The sequence below is a fragment of the Providencia sp. JUb39 genome (assembly GCF_012272845.1).
GTDB classification, from domain to species: Bacteria; Pseudomonadota; Gammaproteobacteria; order Enterobacterales; family Enterobacteriaceae; genus Providencia; species Providencia lanzhouensis.
This window is the reverse complement of sequence record NZ_JAAWXD020000001.1, coordinates 2,683,685-2,699,007: the sequence shown is the minus strand read 5'-3', so window position 1 is coordinate 2,699,007 and position 15,323 is coordinate 2,683,685. Positions and strand designations below refer to the sequence as shown.

At 41.2% G+C, this 15,323-nt stretch carries 10 protein-coding genes and 8 tRNA genes; 11 read left to right on the top strand and 7 right to left on the bottom strand.

Annotated elements, in window-relative coordinates; all coding sequences use genetic code 11:
- Positions 1–165 precede the first annotated feature (165 nt).
- Together cysK and cysZ are read right to left on the bottom strand one after the other, a co-directional pair.
- Positions 166–1,122, bottom strand: coding sequence for a cysteine synthase A (gene cysK / locus HFU86_RS12505; RefSeq protein WP_132495532.1), 957 nt, complete (start codon positions 1,120–1,122; stop codon positions 166–168).
- Between the two features lie 254 nt (positions 1,123–1,376).
- Positions 1,377–2,141, bottom strand: a complete 765-nt coding sequence (gene cysZ / locus HFU86_RS12500; RefSeq protein WP_187129367.1) for a sulfate transporter CysZ — start codon at positions 2,139–2,141, stop codon at positions 1,377–1,379.
- Positions 2,142–2,360: 219 nt separating this feature from the next.
- Here cysZ and zipA point away from each other — a divergent pair, with 219 nt between their 5' ends.
- From zipA to HFU86_RS12480, 4 genes are all read left to right on the top strand, one after another.
- A complete protein-coding gene (gene zipA / locus HFU86_RS12495; RefSeq protein WP_187129366.1) occupies positions 2,361–3,404 on the top strand; it encodes a cell division protein ZipA in 1,044 nt (347 codons plus the stop codon).
- A gap of 45 nt (positions 3,405–3,449) precedes the next feature.
- The gene (gene ligA / locus HFU86_RS12490) at positions 3,450–5,486 is read left to right on the top strand and encodes an NAD-dependent DNA ligase LigA (RefSeq protein ID WP_187129365.1); all 2,037 of its coding nucleotides are present in this window, start codon (positions 3,450–3,452) and stop codon (positions 5,484–5,486) included.
- Positions 5,487–5,728: 242 nt separating this feature from the next.
- Positions 5,729–6,913 (top strand): NupC/NupG family nucleoside CNT transporter, encoded by a 1,185-nt coding sequence (locus HFU86_RS12485; RefSeq protein WP_036949543.1) that lies wholly within the window; start codon positions 5,729–5,731, stop codon positions 6,911–6,913.
- An 81-nt stretch (positions 6,914–6,994) separates the two neighbouring features.
- Positions 6,995–7,210, top strand: a complete 216-nt coding sequence (locus tag HFU86_RS12480) for a DUF3820 family protein (protein ID WP_108478551.1) — start codon at positions 6,995–6,997, stop codon at positions 7,208–7,210.
- A 22-nt stretch (positions 7,211–7,232) separates the two neighbouring features.
- Here the strand turns inward: HFU86_RS12480 and HFU86_RS12475 are convergent, their stop codons facing one another.
- The 4 genes from HFU86_RS12475 to gltX all read right to left on the bottom strand — a co-directional run bounded on the left by HFU86_RS12475 (position 7,233) and on the right by gltX (position 10,601).
- Positions 7,233–8,573 carry a flavin monoamine oxidase family protein gene (locus tag HFU86_RS12475; protein WP_132495524.1) on the bottom strand — a complete coding sequence of 447 codons (1,341 nt, stop codon included), beginning with the start codon at positions 8,571–8,573 and terminating at the stop codon, positions 7,233–7,235.
- Between the two features lie 212 nt (positions 8,574–8,785).
- A tRNA-Ala gene (locus HFU86_RS12470) sits at positions 8,786–8,861 on the bottom strand.
- Positions 8,862–8,910: 49 nt separating this feature from the next.
- A tRNA-Ala gene (locus HFU86_RS12465) sits at positions 8,911–8,986 on the bottom strand.
- A gap of 193 nt (positions 8,987–9,179) precedes the next feature.
- Positions 9,180–10,601: a glutamate--tRNA ligase gene (gene gltX / locus HFU86_RS12460; RefSeq protein WP_132495522.1), complete on the bottom strand. Its 1,422-nt coding sequence runs from the start codon at positions 10,599–10,601 to the stop codon at positions 9,180–9,182.
- A gap of 355 nt (positions 10,602–10,956) precedes the next feature.
- Here gltX and HFU86_RS12455 point away from each other — a divergent pair.
- The 7 genes from HFU86_RS12455 to HFU86_RS12425 all read left to right on the top strand — a co-directional run bounded on the left by HFU86_RS12455 (position 10,957) and on the right by HFU86_RS12425 (position 13,262).
- A tRNA-Val gene (locus HFU86_RS12455) sits at positions 10,957–11,032 on the top strand.
- Positions 11,033–11,059: 27 nt separating this feature from the next.
- Positions 11,060–11,135, top strand: a tRNA-Val gene (locus HFU86_RS12450).
- Positions 11,136–11,166: 31 nt separating this feature from the next.
- Positions 11,167–11,242 (top strand) — tRNA-Val (locus HFU86_RS12445).
- A 41-nt stretch (positions 11,243–11,283) separates the two neighbouring features.
- Positions 11,284–11,359: transfer RNA gene (locus tag HFU86_RS12440), tRNA-Lys, on the top strand.
- Between the two features lie 44 nt (positions 11,360–11,403).
- Positions 11,404–11,479 (top strand) — tRNA-Lys (locus HFU86_RS12435).
- A 21-nt stretch (positions 11,480–11,500) separates the two neighbouring features.
- A tRNA-Val gene (locus HFU86_RS12430) sits at positions 11,501–11,576 on the top strand.
- 1,392 nt (positions 11,577–12,968) lie between these two features.
- The gene (locus HFU86_RS12425; RefSeq protein ID WP_036949379.1) at positions 12,969–13,262 is read left to right on the top strand and encodes a helix-turn-helix domain-containing protein; all 294 of its coding nucleotides are present in this window, start codon (positions 12,969–12,971) and stop codon (positions 13,260–13,262) included.
- 246 nt (positions 13,263–13,508) lie between these two features.
- On the opposite strand, the gene HFU86_RS12420 is transcribed toward HFU86_RS12425, so the two are convergent.
- The gene (locus HFU86_RS12420; RefSeq protein WP_132495520.1) at positions 13,509–15,236 is read right to left on the bottom strand and encodes a potassium/proton antiporter; all 1,728 of its coding nucleotides are present in this window, start codon (positions 15,234–15,236) and stop codon (positions 13,509–13,511) included.
- Between the last annotated feature and the right edge of the window lie 87 nt (positions 15,237–15,323).

Here is a 15,323-nt window from a genome sequence, read left to right as displayed (position 1 = left end):
CGATGAGTGACTAAAAAATGATTAATTTCGAGGTGTGAAATAATTACTATGTTTAATACTAAATGCCGGATAATAAATCATCCCAATCCGTGCTAATCTATGATCTCACCCACAAAAAAAGCACCTAATTGGTGCTTTTTTAACGTAATGTTAACCTAACAATCATTATTCTGCATTAATATCCGCAAACAGTGCGGTAGATAAGTAACGTTCGCCCGAAGACGGTAGAATGACCACAATATTTTTGTCTTTATATTCTGGTAGAGCAGCAAGTTTAGCGGCTGCCGCAATCGCAGCACCCGAAGAAATACCCGCCAGAATACCTTCTTTTTCCATTAACTCACGAGCGGTTGAAATTGCTTCGTCATCGGTAATTTGCAGGACTTTATCAATAATAGAAAGGTCTAAGTTGCCAGGGATAAAACCAGCACCGATACCTTGGATTTTATGGGGACCCGGCTTAATTTCTTCACCCGCAAGAGCTTGAGTGATTACTGGGGAAGTTGCGGGTTCAATGGCAACCATCACCACATCTTTTTTCCCTTTTGTCTGCTTTAAATAGCGTCCAATACCTGTGATAGTCCCGCCAGTTCCAACACCAGAAACAACGACATCCACGTTGCCATCAGTATCATTCCATATTTCAGGTCCGGTCGTTTTCTCGTGAATGGCTGGGTTGGCTGGGTTACTAAATTGCTGTAATAGCAGATACTTACTTGGGTTGCTGTTGACGATTTCTTCCGCTTTCGCAATAGCGCCTTTCATACCTTTGGCGCCTTCAGTCAGGATTAAATTAGCGCCAAGGGCTTTTAGAAGTTTACGGCGTTCTACGCTCATGGTTTCTGGCATGGTCAGCGTTAGTTTATAACCACGAGCCGCGGCCACGTAGGCGAGGGCAATCCCCGTATTTCCACTTGTTGGCTCAACCAGTTCTTTATCTTTTGTCAGGATGCCTTTTTTCTCTGCATCCCAAATCATGTTTGCGCCCACACGGCATTTCACGCTGAAGCTTGGGTTACGAGATTCCACTTTTGCCAAAATATTACCGTTGCCAAAATGCTGTAAACGCACTAATGGAGTATTTCCAATGGTCAACGAATTATCTTCATAAATTTTGCTCATGGGACATCCTTAAAATTAACGGTTAGCCAAGAATTAGGTGTGTTTTCAAAATTGAATATGAATTCAACATACTCGAACATCTGATTATTGCAAATATGATTTAACGCTAGAATATAACCATGAGTTATTTAAAATTGCATTATTATAACTAAGATGGAATGTTGATATTGGGCGAATTTGAGAGTAGGAGCAGTGGAGAAGGATATGCAGATAGGTACCTGCATATCCCTAGAAAGCGTTAGTTTTGATGAGGGTTAATAGCGAGCGTAACGAGCGCGATAACGGTCAACCCACATTAAGGTTGCGCCACAAACTGCAACCGGCATGATGACTAAATTTAAAATTGGGATCATCATTAATAAGCTGACGGCACCACCAAATTGAACATTATTCACTCGGTCTTTTGAGAGCGCTTGCTTCATGTCGTTAAACCCAACTCGATGGTTATCAAATGGGTAATCGCAATATTGGATGGACATCATCCAAGCGCCGAACAGGAACCATAAAACGGGCGCAACAGTTTGCCCAATACCGGGAATAAAGAACAGCACCAATAACACGATGGCTCGCGGCAAATAGTAAGCAATTCGCACAAATTCGCGTTTAATCATGCGCGGTACATCTTTTAGCAATTCTGCCATTCCCGTATCAGGTGCAGGCTTACCGGTCAATTCAGCTTCTAAATGCTCTGATAGCCAGCCGTTAAACGGAGCCGCGATGATATTGGCAATCGTGCTAAAGAAATAGCTGAAAACCAGTAAGATAGAAATGACGGCAACAGGCCAAATCAGATAGTCAAGCCATTGTAGCCAGCTAGGGATGTAGCTCATTACCTGCTCAATCCATCCGCCAAGCTTGCTGTATAACCACCAAAAAGCGCCACCAAGCAGCAGAATGTTTGCTAATAGGGGTAAAATAACAAAACGCTTAATGCCAGGACGAGTGATTAGTCGCCACCCTTGTGAAAAGTAATAAAAACCAGAGTGATTTTTTTGTGGCGAAAATGTCGATTGGGTCATACTTCTTATTATCTCCTTTGCGGGTGAGCATGTATCATATAGGTATGAAATTACACTGACTAGTGATAATTTTGTTTAAAAAAGCAGCAAACGAAGGCGGAATATTCTCTTTCTTGTAAGAAAATCGTTCTGAGGGTTGCACTTAGAGCAATTGAGAAATAATCTTAAGGTAGTTTCCGCCGTGATGGCATCATTATTCATCAACTAGAGATAGCAGCGATGCAGGATTTGCGTCTAATATTAGTGGTCGTAGGTGCGATAGCCATTGTCGCTTTATTACTGCATGGTTTATGGACCAGCCGTAAAGAGCGCTCTAAGTTATTTCGCGACAGACCTGTAAAACGTAGAAAGAATGACACGCAGGAAAATTCATCAGAATATGATGATTCCGCTCTGTTTACTGAAAATCAACCGGTACAAAAAGCCGCTGTTGAAGATCAGCCTATCTATATGGTGAAAGAGGAGCCACGTGCTGAGCCTGTCTCTCAACCCCATACAATTCAACGTGACGCTGAGCCTGAGTTTAATTTAACTGCGGAGCACTCACCACAGCCTGCTTCAAAGCCAGTTAAACCAACAGCTTCTGAGCCTGTGTTTGCTCCACATGTTGATAATCGGCATGCCCCTGAGCAATTGACGATTAATATGGCGGATGAAGCTGATTTACAAGAGCATGTTTCAGAGCCTGTCCGCATTCATACAGAGCCGAAAATCCATGTTTCTGCACAGCCAGAGTCTGTACCACAAGTCTCTGTTCATCAAGAAGTAGTACAACCTGTGGCTCAACCTCATAGTGAAGTCGAGCACGAAGCACCAAGTGCACCAGCAGAAAAAGCAGCAGTTGCAAGTGAAAAAGAAATTGTTCTGGTACTGCATGTTGCAGCGCATCACGGGCAGGTTCTTGAAGGTGAAGCATTACTGCAAAGTATTCTTCAAGCGGGCTTCCAGTTCGGTGCCATGAATATCTTCCACCGTCACGTTCATCCAGCGGGATCGGGTCCAGTATTATTTAGTCTGGCAAACATGGTGAAACCAGGGTCATTTGACCCAGAAGCTATGTCTGATTTCACCACACCGGGCGTCTCTATCTTTATGATGGTGCCGTCTTATGGTGAAGCTAGCCAGAACTTTAAATTAATGCTCCAAGCGGCACAACGTATTGCATCAGATGCAGGTGGTGTTGTGTTGGATGATGAACGAAAAATACTGACACCTCAAAAAATAGAGGTGTATCATGCAAGAATTCGAAATACATTAAGTTAATTAAAACCCCCGACTCAGGGGGTTTTTTATATCTATTGGTGAAACATGACGACGAAACAAACCCCAGACGCACTTACGCAAAAAATAGACGCGTTAAAACAACAATTGCGCCATCACGAATACCTCTATCACGTTATGGATGCACCAGAAATTCCTGATGTGGAATATGACAAGTTGATGCAGGAACTTAAAAGCCTCGAAGCACAGCATCCAGAACTGATCACCACAGACTCCCCAACTCAGCGAGTGGGCGCTGCGCCATTAGCCGCATTTGATACAGTTCGCCATGAAATTCCCATGCTCTCTTTAGATAACGTATTTGATGAAGAAAGCTATCTCGCATTTGATAAACGCGTGAAAGATCGACTGCATAACCACACGGAATTGACATTTTGCTGCGAACTCAAATTAGATGGTCTAGCCGTTAGTTTGCTGTATGAGAATGGTGAGTTAGTTCAAGCGGCAACCCGTGGTGATGGTACTGTTGGCGAAAATATTACGGCTAACGTACGCACGATCAAAGCGATTCCACTGCGTTTACGCGGGGATAATATTCCTGCCCGTGTTGAAATTCGTGGTGAAGTTTTTATGCCTCAAAAAGGCTTTGAGGCTATGAACGAAGAAGCGCGTAAAACAGATGGTAAGATTTTCGCTAACCCACGCAATGCGGCGGCAGGTTCTCTTCGCCAGTTAGACCCGCGTATTACCGCTAAACGTCCATTAACTTTCTACTGCTATGGTGTCGGGTTGGTGGAAGGCAAAACATTGCCAGATACCCATTATGAACGTTTGATGCAATTTAAAGCGTGGGGGCTGCCAGTGAGTGAGCATGTACAGCTACGTGTTGGTTGCCAGCAAGTGCTCGATTTCTATCACCATGTTGAAAAAATTCGCCCGACGCTCGGTTTTGATATCGATGGTGTCGTGATTAAAGTGAATGATATTGCCACTCAAGAAGAATTAGGTTTTGTTTCCCGGGCACCACGCTGGGCAACGGCGTTTAAATTCCCAGCTCAAGAGCAAATAACATTACTAAAAGATGTCGAGTTCCAAGTGGGGCGCACAGGGGCGATTACGCCCGTGGCTCGATTAGAGCCAGTGCAAGTTGCGGGTGTTGTGGTGAGTAATGCCACACTCCATAACGCGGATGAAATTGACCGTTTGGGTGTTCGCATTGGGGATACTGTTGTGATCCGCCGAGCAGGGGATGTTATTCCTCAAATTGTGAGTGTCGTACTGGATAAACGCCCTGCGGATAGTCGTGAAATTCTGTTCCCAACCCATTGCCCAGTCTGTAATTCGGATATTGAGCGTATCGAAGGGGAAGCGGTGGCTCGCTGTACGGGTGGATTAACCTGTGGCGCTCAATTAAAAGAATCGCTGAAACACTTTGTTTCTCGCCGTGCGATGGATGTCGATGGGATGGGCGATAAAATTATTGAGCAGTTGGTCGATGCGGAATATGTGAAAAACGCAGCGCAGCTCTATCAATTATCAGCGGGTAAATTAACCGGTCTAGAACGAATGGGACCAAAATCTGCACAAAAACTCATTGATGCGCTCGAAAAATCCAAACAAACTACACTAGCTCGCTTTATCTATGCATTAGGGATCCGTGAAGTCGGTGAGGCCACGGCGGCGAACCTCGCAGCACATTATGCATCATTAGATGCGGTGATGGCGGCGGATGAAGAATCACTGAAAACCGTTCAAGATATTGGTGAAGTGGTCGCTAAGCATGTGGTGCATTTCTTCCGCGAAGAGCACAATCGCCAAGTTATTCATGATTTACTGACCATCGCGAACATCCACTGGCCTGAAGTGAAAGTGATTAACAGTGCTGACATCGATAGCCCATTTGCTGGAAAAACAATCGTACTTACTGGATCGATGTCAACGCTTTCTCGTGATGAAGCTAAGGATAAATTGATTGCCTTAGGCGCGAAAGTCGCGGGTAGTGTATCGAAGAAAACTGACCTGGTGATTGCCGGTGAAGCGGCGGGTTCAAAGTTAGCGAAAGCGGCAGAATTGGGGATAAAAGTCATTGATGAAGAAGAATTAATTCGTTTGCTGAATATCTAATCGTGACCTATATTTAATGCGCAATGCCATTATCGTCCGTCGTGATAATGGCATTTCTTATTTTCTGGCTAACATTTTTACAGTTGTTATTAATGTGTTACTCGTGAAACGTGATCTGGTCGTGACTTTTGAAAGATAGGCTGAGTCAGTTTTCATATTAATGTGACGTTAATCTCATTTAAATGTTGTCTATTACATAGAATATGCGCATAGACTGATTCGTAACTTTGTTGGAGTCAAATATGACCTCGATCCTGCACTTTATTTTATCCATCGTCATCATCGGCGCTCTCGCTATTTTAGCGAGTAGTAACCGTAGAGGGATCCGCCCTCGCTATGTTATTCAATTACTTGTGATCCAAATTGCACTCGCTTACCTGTTCTTAAAATCAGGTATCGGTGAGTCTTTCGTTCTTGGTGTTGCTGGCGTATTTACCCATTTATTGGGTTATGCGGCAGAAGGAACCAAATTTATCTTTGGCGGAATGATTGAAGGCAACTTAGCATTCTTCTTCCTACAAGTATTGTGTCCAATTATCTTTATCTCTGCACTGATTGGTATTTTACAGCACATTAAAGTCCTGCCTTTCGTTATCCGCATCATCGGTACGGTGCTGTCGAAAGTAAACGGCATGGGTAAACTTGAGTCATTCAACGCAGTAAGTTCATTACTGTTGGGTCAGTCAGAAAACTTTATTGCCTATAAAGACCAATTAGGCAGCATGTCAGAAAGAAGAATGTACACCATGGCGGCAACGGCGATGTCTACCGTTTCAATGTCCATCGTGGGTGCATACATGACCATGTTAGATCCAAAATATGTGGTTGCCGCTTTGGTCTTAAACATGTTTGGTACATTCGTGGTGTTATCGCTGATCAACCCGTACCCACCAGAAGGGGAAAAAGAGATCCAAATGCGCAGCCTGCATGAAGGTCAAAGCTTCTTCGAAATGCTGGGTGAATATATTCTTGCTGGGTTTAAAGTTGCGATTATCGTTTCTGCGATGCTGATTGGTTTTATCGCCCTGATTGCGATGGTTAACGGAATCTGCTCTGCTATTTTCAATGTTAGCTTCCAAACTATGCTGGGCTATGTGTTCTATCCATTTGCTTGGATGTTAGGTATCCCTGCGAATGAAGCGTTACAAGTTGGCGGTATCATGGCAGTGAAAATGGTGACCAACGAATTCGTGGCAATGGATGGCTTAAAAGCCGTAGCATCGGGTTTATCTGACCGCTCTGTGGGTATCTTATCTGTATTCTTAGTGTCATTCGCTAACTTCTCTTCCATCGGTATTATTGCTGGTGCTATTAAAGGGTTAGATGAAAAACAAGGTAATACCGTTGCACGTTTTGGTCTGAAATTACTGTACGGTTCAACGCTGGTAAGCTTCTTATCTGCTGCGGTGGTTGGATTAATCCTGTAGTTATTACGATAAAAAGTGTTACAGTGAGAAACGGCATTCAGTGAATGCCGTTTTTTTTATATCTAAAACAAGAGCGGATAAATGGAAAAACAAGACTTACTCGATATAGCCAATACATCGATGCCATTTGGTAAATATAAAGGTTGTGTCCTGATTGATCTTCCTGAGGAATACTTGCTGTGGTTTTATAAAAAAGGGGAGTTTCCTGCAGGGCGATTAGGGGAATTGATGGAGATAACTCTTGGGCTGAAGATAGAAGGGCTAGATAGCATTGTTAAGCCCCTAAAACGAAAGTAAGGGTTAGAGGCTTAATCGATAATTAAAGCGTATTAAGCAGGCTGTTGGCGGCATCTATACCCGATTGATAAGCACCGTGTACGGTACCAGCTCCTGATAGTGCTAAATGTTCTCCTGCAAAGAAAACTTTGTTATCAATAGGCTGTTTTAATTGGGCAATTTGATCCGCTGAATAGTTAGGTGCGGGGTAGCTAAACGAGCCATAAGCGTAAATATCTTTTTCCCACTCGGTTTTTATCAGCTGTATAGGTGCGGGTACATTATCAAATACCTTACTGAGCGATTGTTGCAGTTCATGCCATGCGGCGTATTCATCACACTCTTCAAGCCATTTTGCGGACAACCCACCAAATAAAAACAGCAACGTTGGTTTTTGGTAAATCGCGCTTACATCCATAAAATTTAGCCAATAATCAGACTCATGAATATACATACTATTGACGTTGTTGAGTGAATTTTTACGCCAAAAAGCCTGTTCAAAGGTGACAAATAACTTGTTGAATACACCGAAACCTAACTGATGAATAGCTTCTTGAGTTTTTTCAGGCAGTGCAGGCGTAAAATGAATTTTGTTTTTCTTCAACACCCCTAGCGGTACGGTGACAACGACTTTATGGGCATTGAATTGTTGTCCATTAAGCGTGGTGATAGTGACATAATTATCTAAGTAATGAATATGTTCAACTGGATGGTTAAGGCGAATATCCAGCCCATTTGATAGCGTTTCGATAATTTGGGAATATCCGCGAGGGAAGATCACTTCATCGCCTTCACAAAAGCCTTCAAGTTGTAAAAAATAGGGAGATAATGTCTCTAATGTGCAAGCACAGGGATCTTCAGCGATAACTTCAAAAAACTCATGTAAACCTGTTTGTAGCTGTTCAAACAGGGATTGACTTGCATGGTGGTCTACTGTCAATAAATGGTGGAATTCAGGGCTTTGCAACCAACTATTTAACGCTTCGGCTGCATTGTTAAATTGGCAGGGTGATGAAATGGTTTCAAACTGTTCCATTAAATAGTCAAGACCCGCTTCAAAAGCCTCTTTTTCGTTCTCACACAAAACCAAGCCATTTTTTTTATAGAAAATAGCGTCTTGGTAATTGAAAACAACGGTTTGAATATGGTGCTGTTGTGCGATTGCACTGATTGGATTGTCGGTAATACCGTGGATCCAAGAAGCGCCTAAATCATAAAATTGGTTATCAATTTCACGCGTATGAATACGCCCACCAAGACGGTCGCGTGCTTCTAAGATAAGGACTTTTTTATGTTGGGGGGGTTGTGACTGTAATTGATTTGCGACTGATAAACCTGAAACGCCTGCTCCTATCACAATGATATCGGCATCTATGTGTGGCATAACTCACCTAGTTGAAATGGAATAGGGACGATGTGCGATGACACATCTGAATAATTCTATTTAAATAAAATTATAAGCTAATTATATATGAGTAAATCAAATGTGAATAGACGGTACAGTAGGGGAAAGTGAGTTAGGCTAAATTATTAAGATAAACTGCAAATAGAATTTGGAAAAGGAAAGAGTGAATTAAAGGGAGATAAGAAAGAGTTTGGTGGAGCTAAGCGGGATCGAACCGCTGACCTCTTGCATGCCATGCAAGCGCTCTCCCAGCTGAGCTATAGCCCCAAACGTAGTCTTTTGTTATGAAATTCAGCCATCTAAACTGGTTTTTAGATGGTGGAGCTAAGCGGGATCGAACCGCTGACCTCTTGCATGCCATGCAAGCGCTCTCCCAGCTGAGCTATAGCCCCAAACAAAATCTTTTGGACGGGAGGCATCATATTCAAGCTCGATTGGAGTGTCAATATATTAATATGTTTTTCGGGTTTAACTGCTGAAATATAGAACATTTTGCAATCAATTCCCATTTAATGCGGGAGCTGAAAAGCAAACTGCCTCTTAAGTTAAGAGGCAGTAAATAGAAAGGCTTCTTAATTTAGAAAATTATTGTGCGGATGCTTCGCGTTCTGCGATAAACGCTAATGCTTTTTCGATACGAGCTACAGAACGAGCCTGACCGATAGCATGAACGGTAACATCTAACCCAGGTGATTGGCCTGCACCAGTCACGGCTACACGCAGAGGCATACCCACTTTACCCATACCCACGTCTAATTCAGCCGCAGTCGCTTCAATCGCTTGATGGACATTCTCAGTCGTCCAATCGGAAATAGCGATTAATTTGTCTTTCACCACTTCTAATGGCTGACGAGCAACTGGGCGTAAGTGTTTTTTCGCTGCATCAGCATCAAATTCTTCAAAGTCCTGATAGAAGTAGTGGCAAGATTCTGCCATTTCTTTCAGTGTCTTACAGCGCTCACCCAGTAATTTGATTAACTCAACTAACTGTGGACCTGTGCTGGTGTCGATATTTTGCTGTTCGATATGCCATGCAAGGTAGGTTGCCACTTCTTCAGCTGGCAGGGTATTGATGTAGTGATGGTTCAGCCACTGTAATTTTTCAGTGTTGAATGCACTCGCTGATTTGCTGATAGCATCAAGAGAAAAATATTCTTTCATTTCTTCAATTGAGAAGATCTCTTGGTCGCCGTGTGACCAGCCTAAGCGTACTAAATAGTTTAATAGTGCTTGTGGCAGGTAACCGTCATCGCGATATTGCATAACGCTAACAGCGCCATGGCGTTTAGACAGTTTTTTACCATCATCACCTAAAATCATAGAAACGTGAGCATATTCAGGCACTGGAGCGCCTAATGCTTTGAGAATATTGATTTGGCGAGGGGTGTTATTGATATGGTCTTCACCACGAATGACGTGGGTAATTTCCATATCCCAGTCATCAATAACGACACAGAAGTTGTAAGTTGGAGAACCATCGGTACGACGGATGATTAAGTCATCCAGCTCTTGGTTGCTAAATTCAATTGGACCACGAATGGTGTCATTGAAAATTACAGAACCGTCTTGTGGGTTACGGAAGCGAACAACATGCGGTTCTGCCGCAGTGTGGTTATGTTCATGGTCACGGCAACAACCGTCATAGCGAGGTTTTTCGCCTTTTGCCATTTGTTCTTCGCGTAACGCTTCTAAACGCTCTTTAGAGCAGTAGCAGCGGTAAGCGGTACCTGCTTCTAACATGGTATCAATTACCGCATTGTAGCGGTCGAAACGCTTAGTTTGATAGTAAGGACCTTCATCCCAATTTAAATTCAACCAGTTCATACCGTCCATAATGGCGTCGATAGCTTCCTGAGTTGAACGTTCTAAGTCGGTGTCTTCAATACGCAGGACAAATTCGCCCTGATTGTGGCGACTATATAACCAGGAATACAGGGCGGTACGAGCACCACCAACGTGCAAGTAGCCAGTTGGGCTTGGTGCAAAACGGGTTTTGATTTTACTCATCGAGATTGCCTTAATTGCGAAACGTTGTTTCTTATGCGCTTATGTTCATCGTAAGCATTGCTAAAAGTTCCTCTATTCTATCACCCTGTAGTGAATCCTCAATCTGCTTCTCTCTATATAGATAAAGAAAATCATCAAATTGGGAAAATAACCGCTGAAATTTTTAGTCTGGTGAGCTTCGGATGATTTTTTTCTAATAAAATTTAGTAGGATAATGTAGTTAATTGATTAAAAAGGGTACTTCTTAGGTGATAATTAAAACATCTTGATTATTTTTGCAACGAACAGAAAAAATCTATTCAAAAACCGTTGACTCAGAACGCAGTATCCCTATAATGCACCTCCATCGACGACGGGGCGATTAGCTCAGTTGGTAGAGCACCTCCCTTACAAGGAGGGGGTCAGTGGTTCGAGCCCGCTATCGCCCACCACCGTTGACGATGAAAACATAAATGATTGGGCGATTAGCTCAGTTGGTAGAGCACCTCCCTTACAAGGAGGGGGTCAGTGGTTCGAGCCCGCTATCGCCCACCAATTATTTATGACAATGTGGTTATTATGAAGTGGGCGATTAGCTCAGTTGGTAGAGCACCTCCCTTACAAGGAGGGGGTCAGTGGTTCGAGCCCGCTATCGCCCACCACTTCATCTTTTCTTGCATTAAAAACAATTCAGAATATAGATGGGTCGTTAGCTCAGTTGGTAGAGCAGTTGACTTTTAATCAATTGGTCGCAGGTTCGAATCCTGCACGACCCACCATCTAAATGAAGTAAGTCATTCAAGCAGTACAGATACTTGAATATGGGTCGTTAGCTCAGTTGGTAGAGCAGTTGACTTTTAATCAATTGGTCGCAGGTTCGAATCCTGCACGACCCACCATCAAGTACAGCGTCATGAAGTGGGCGATTAGCTCAGTTGGTAGAGCACCTCCCTTACAAGGAGGGGGTCAGTGGTTCGAGCCCGCTATCGCCCACCACTTCATCATTCTCAAAAAGTGCCTGTCTAAAAACGCTAACGAAGAAATAACTTACTGATTTTACACAATTTATGTATAGTTGCATTCAATAAATTTTCATCATCCTCTCTAACTATGATCCTTCGTTGATTTTGCCTTAAATATTCATATTACTCATTAAGTGTTATTCCTATTATGATTGGATATGGCGTTATATTGACCATTATATTATTAATATAAACTTTTGTTTTTTTTATGAATCAATATATTCAATGAAACGATAACGAGATTTTTCCTTGCCTTGAATAGACCTCAATTTTGTTAAAATCAAAATCTAGTTAATAAAAATAAAGAATGTTAACTCCTTAAGTGAAATTACCTAAATGGAGATGTTAAAGGATTAATGCATTAATAGTTTTATCTGAAATGAATTTTTATTTAAAACTATAGCGGTAATGTAACTGCGTTAGAAACTAAATTATGCGATACCCATGAACAGCCTTATGTTGGTTTGGATTAAATAAATTATTAAGAATATTCTTAGATGATATTAAAGAAATAACAAACAAAACTTTCATTGATATTACAGTAAAAGAATATCTTCAAAGTAGTATATTAGTGAATAATTCTAGCTATTCACGTTTTGATAATCTTAAAGTTCAATAATTTCTGAGTGTTCATGTATTCATAATATTAAAATAAGATTATCGATAATCAGTAATGTTCATATTTTTGTGATATTCATCAAGTAAAGTGAATGTTCGGCTTCCTTAACGTTAATGTTTTGTTATGTTGAGTATGTAGGTGCATTAAATTCACTAAGTTACTTTAAAAATATAGCGTTTAATTAATTTGTAGCATGCGGTTCAAAAATGTAAGTTATTGATGTTTTATGTTGCAAAATAGTTATATATGTAAAACACATATTTTTTACTTTCTTTTACAGAAAATGCTCACTTAATGTGGTTTTTGACTCAAAAAACTACCAATGTTATCGTGAAACGATTAACTTTGTTACAGTGTTAAATTATTCTGTTTATTTCCTTTATTTTTGGATTTATTGGCGGGAAAGTGGTTGGTTTTTAGTGAATTGTCTTGCGATGTGCTCTTTCACCTGAGTTTACTCGGTGATATTCACTGGCTATCAATTTGTGTAACTCATTGATATCCAAGGATTTATTTGCTAACTCGTCTTGTTTGTATAGAGAAAAATATTTTGTTACATAGTTGCAATGTCATTTTTGGACTAGTTGAAACTAATTAGAAGGCTAGTATATCATTCTCTTAGTGATGTTGGATGTATCACCATGTTTTTATCGATGAACTATATAGTACATATAAAATAACAATGAAAATGGCAGAAAATACCTGCTGATTTTTATTCAATTAATATAGATTGAAGCGAGAATGTTTATGAATACAAAATATCCTGTCGCTTGTGCAGTTGGACAAAAAATTAAGTCTTTAAGAAAAGCTCAAGGCTATACGGTTTTCCAATTAGCTAAAGAGATCGACATCAGTGAACAACAACTATTTCGTTATGAACGAGGTGTGAATCGTATTGATATAGATTGCTTAGTTCGCGTATTAAAGGTACTAGGTGTAAATATGGGTGAGTTCTTCAGTGAAGTTCTCCAGGATGATATCAACGCGTCTGAGGAAAGAGAATCTAAAGGGTTTAACGACTCACTTTATTCTCTCGTATAATATCTATTCTATGTATACGTTTCATAATGAAACAAATTAAGTACAGTAATTAAATTGTTTCAATTGAGAACGATAAAATTAATTAACTCAAGTTAATTAGTAAAAGTCATTGAATATATTAAACTCCCTCTTATATAGAGTACTTGCAAAAATAAAAGCCCCTTTGGGGCTTTTATTTTTTTATGCGTACAATATTAGAAAATAAGCGTGGAAAAATGAAAATGGATTATCACTATTTTTAACATATTATTCCTGTTGGATTTTTACTGGCTCTAAAATAACAGTAACGATACGTGGGCCGATCATTTCATCAATTTTTATTTGTATGCCATCTAGCTTAATCACATCCCCTTGAGAGGGTTCATTTTCAGTATTGACGTGAATAAATTGATTGAGTGTTTTATCGGAATCAACTTCAATTAAAATCCCATATGACTCATAAATTTCATTTAATCGCGTTGTGCCTTTTAAGCTTAAACCAGATTCAGGTAGCTCCATAATGGTTGGTTCTGAAGAAGTTTGTTCGGAGAATAATCTTTCTAAGAATAGGCGATTTTGCGGTTTTAGTACGACAAACAAATGATCATTCGCCATTAAGATTGTTGAGCCGCGTGGTGGCAATACACTTTTTTCTCGGGTGATCATCGCAATCACGGTTTGGTCAGGCAGGGCTAATTGAGATAACCTCCGCCCGACCGCAGAGCAGTCCTCACCCAGCGTATATTCGACCAAATCAGCATCAATCTGGTCGACAGCAGTAATATCTAATGTCGCAGCGGGCAGAAGCGGTGGTGGTTGCATAAGATTTAACTTGCGAGCAAAGTAAGGCAGCGTGGAACCTTGTAGCGTTGCAGAAATGAGTACCACGAAGAAAACAACATCAAAAATGAGGTTTGCTCCCGGTAACCCAAAAATAAAGGGGAAAATAGCCAAAATAATCGGAACAGAGCCTCTTAGTCCAACCCAGGAGATAAGTGCTATCTCATTTCGAGTGAAGCGAAATAGTTTGAGTACAGGGACAACCGCCAGCGGTCTTGCAACAAAGGTTAGTACCAACGCAATGAGCAATCCTTCCTGCCATACCTCAATCAGCGAGCTAGGGTTAACCAGTAAGCCTAACATAACGAACATGATGATTTGACTTAACCATGCCAGCCCATCATGAAATAAAAAGGTATTTCGTTGGAAAACAAATGAGTGATTACCAATAACCACACCCGTGACAAAAATAGATAAGAAGCCACTGCCATCTAAGTTACTGGCGACACCGAATGAAAATAAACCACAAGCCGCCACTAAAACAGGATAAAGACCTGCCGCAAGTAACTTAATTTTGTTGATGATCTTTATTGAAATCCAACCAACACCGATCCCTACAGCAGCACCAATTCCCATTTGACTAACAAATAATAATGCCAATTCACTGCCAGAGGCTTGTGGGTTCATTAGCAGTTGCAGTAGTCCAACGGTTAAAAATATGGCCATCGGGTCGTTGGTTGCACTCTCTATTTCTAATGTCGCCTGTAAACGCTCATTTAGGTAAATGCCAGCATTGCGTAGCAGTGAAAATACGGCGGCGGCATCCGTTGAGCCAACAATGGCGCCTAAAAGCAATCCTTCAAGAAGAGGAATACCTAAAATATAGGCAGCGGCTAACCCGGTGATACCCGCAGTAATCAAAACACCAACGGTAGCTAAGGTGAATGCAGGTTTCCAGACTAGCTTAATTGATTTTACTGAGGTTTGTAGCCCACCATCGAAAAGAATGAGAGCAAGGGCGAGAGAGCCGACAGCATAAGAAACATTGACGTTATCAAAGGTAATTTTCCCTAAGCCATCCTCACCTGCCAGCATGCCAATAAAGAGAAACATAACCAACATTGGCAAACCAAGTCTTGCAGACAATTTACTCGAAAAAATACCGAGTAAAATCAATATGGATGAAAGCAATATAAGTTGTTCGATAGTCGGCATAATCAGTTTTCAGTTAGAGGTTAATAAAACGCTGACGATGCATCGTAAAGCGCGCGAGGTAGCTAAAGATGTTATCAAAGTGACTAA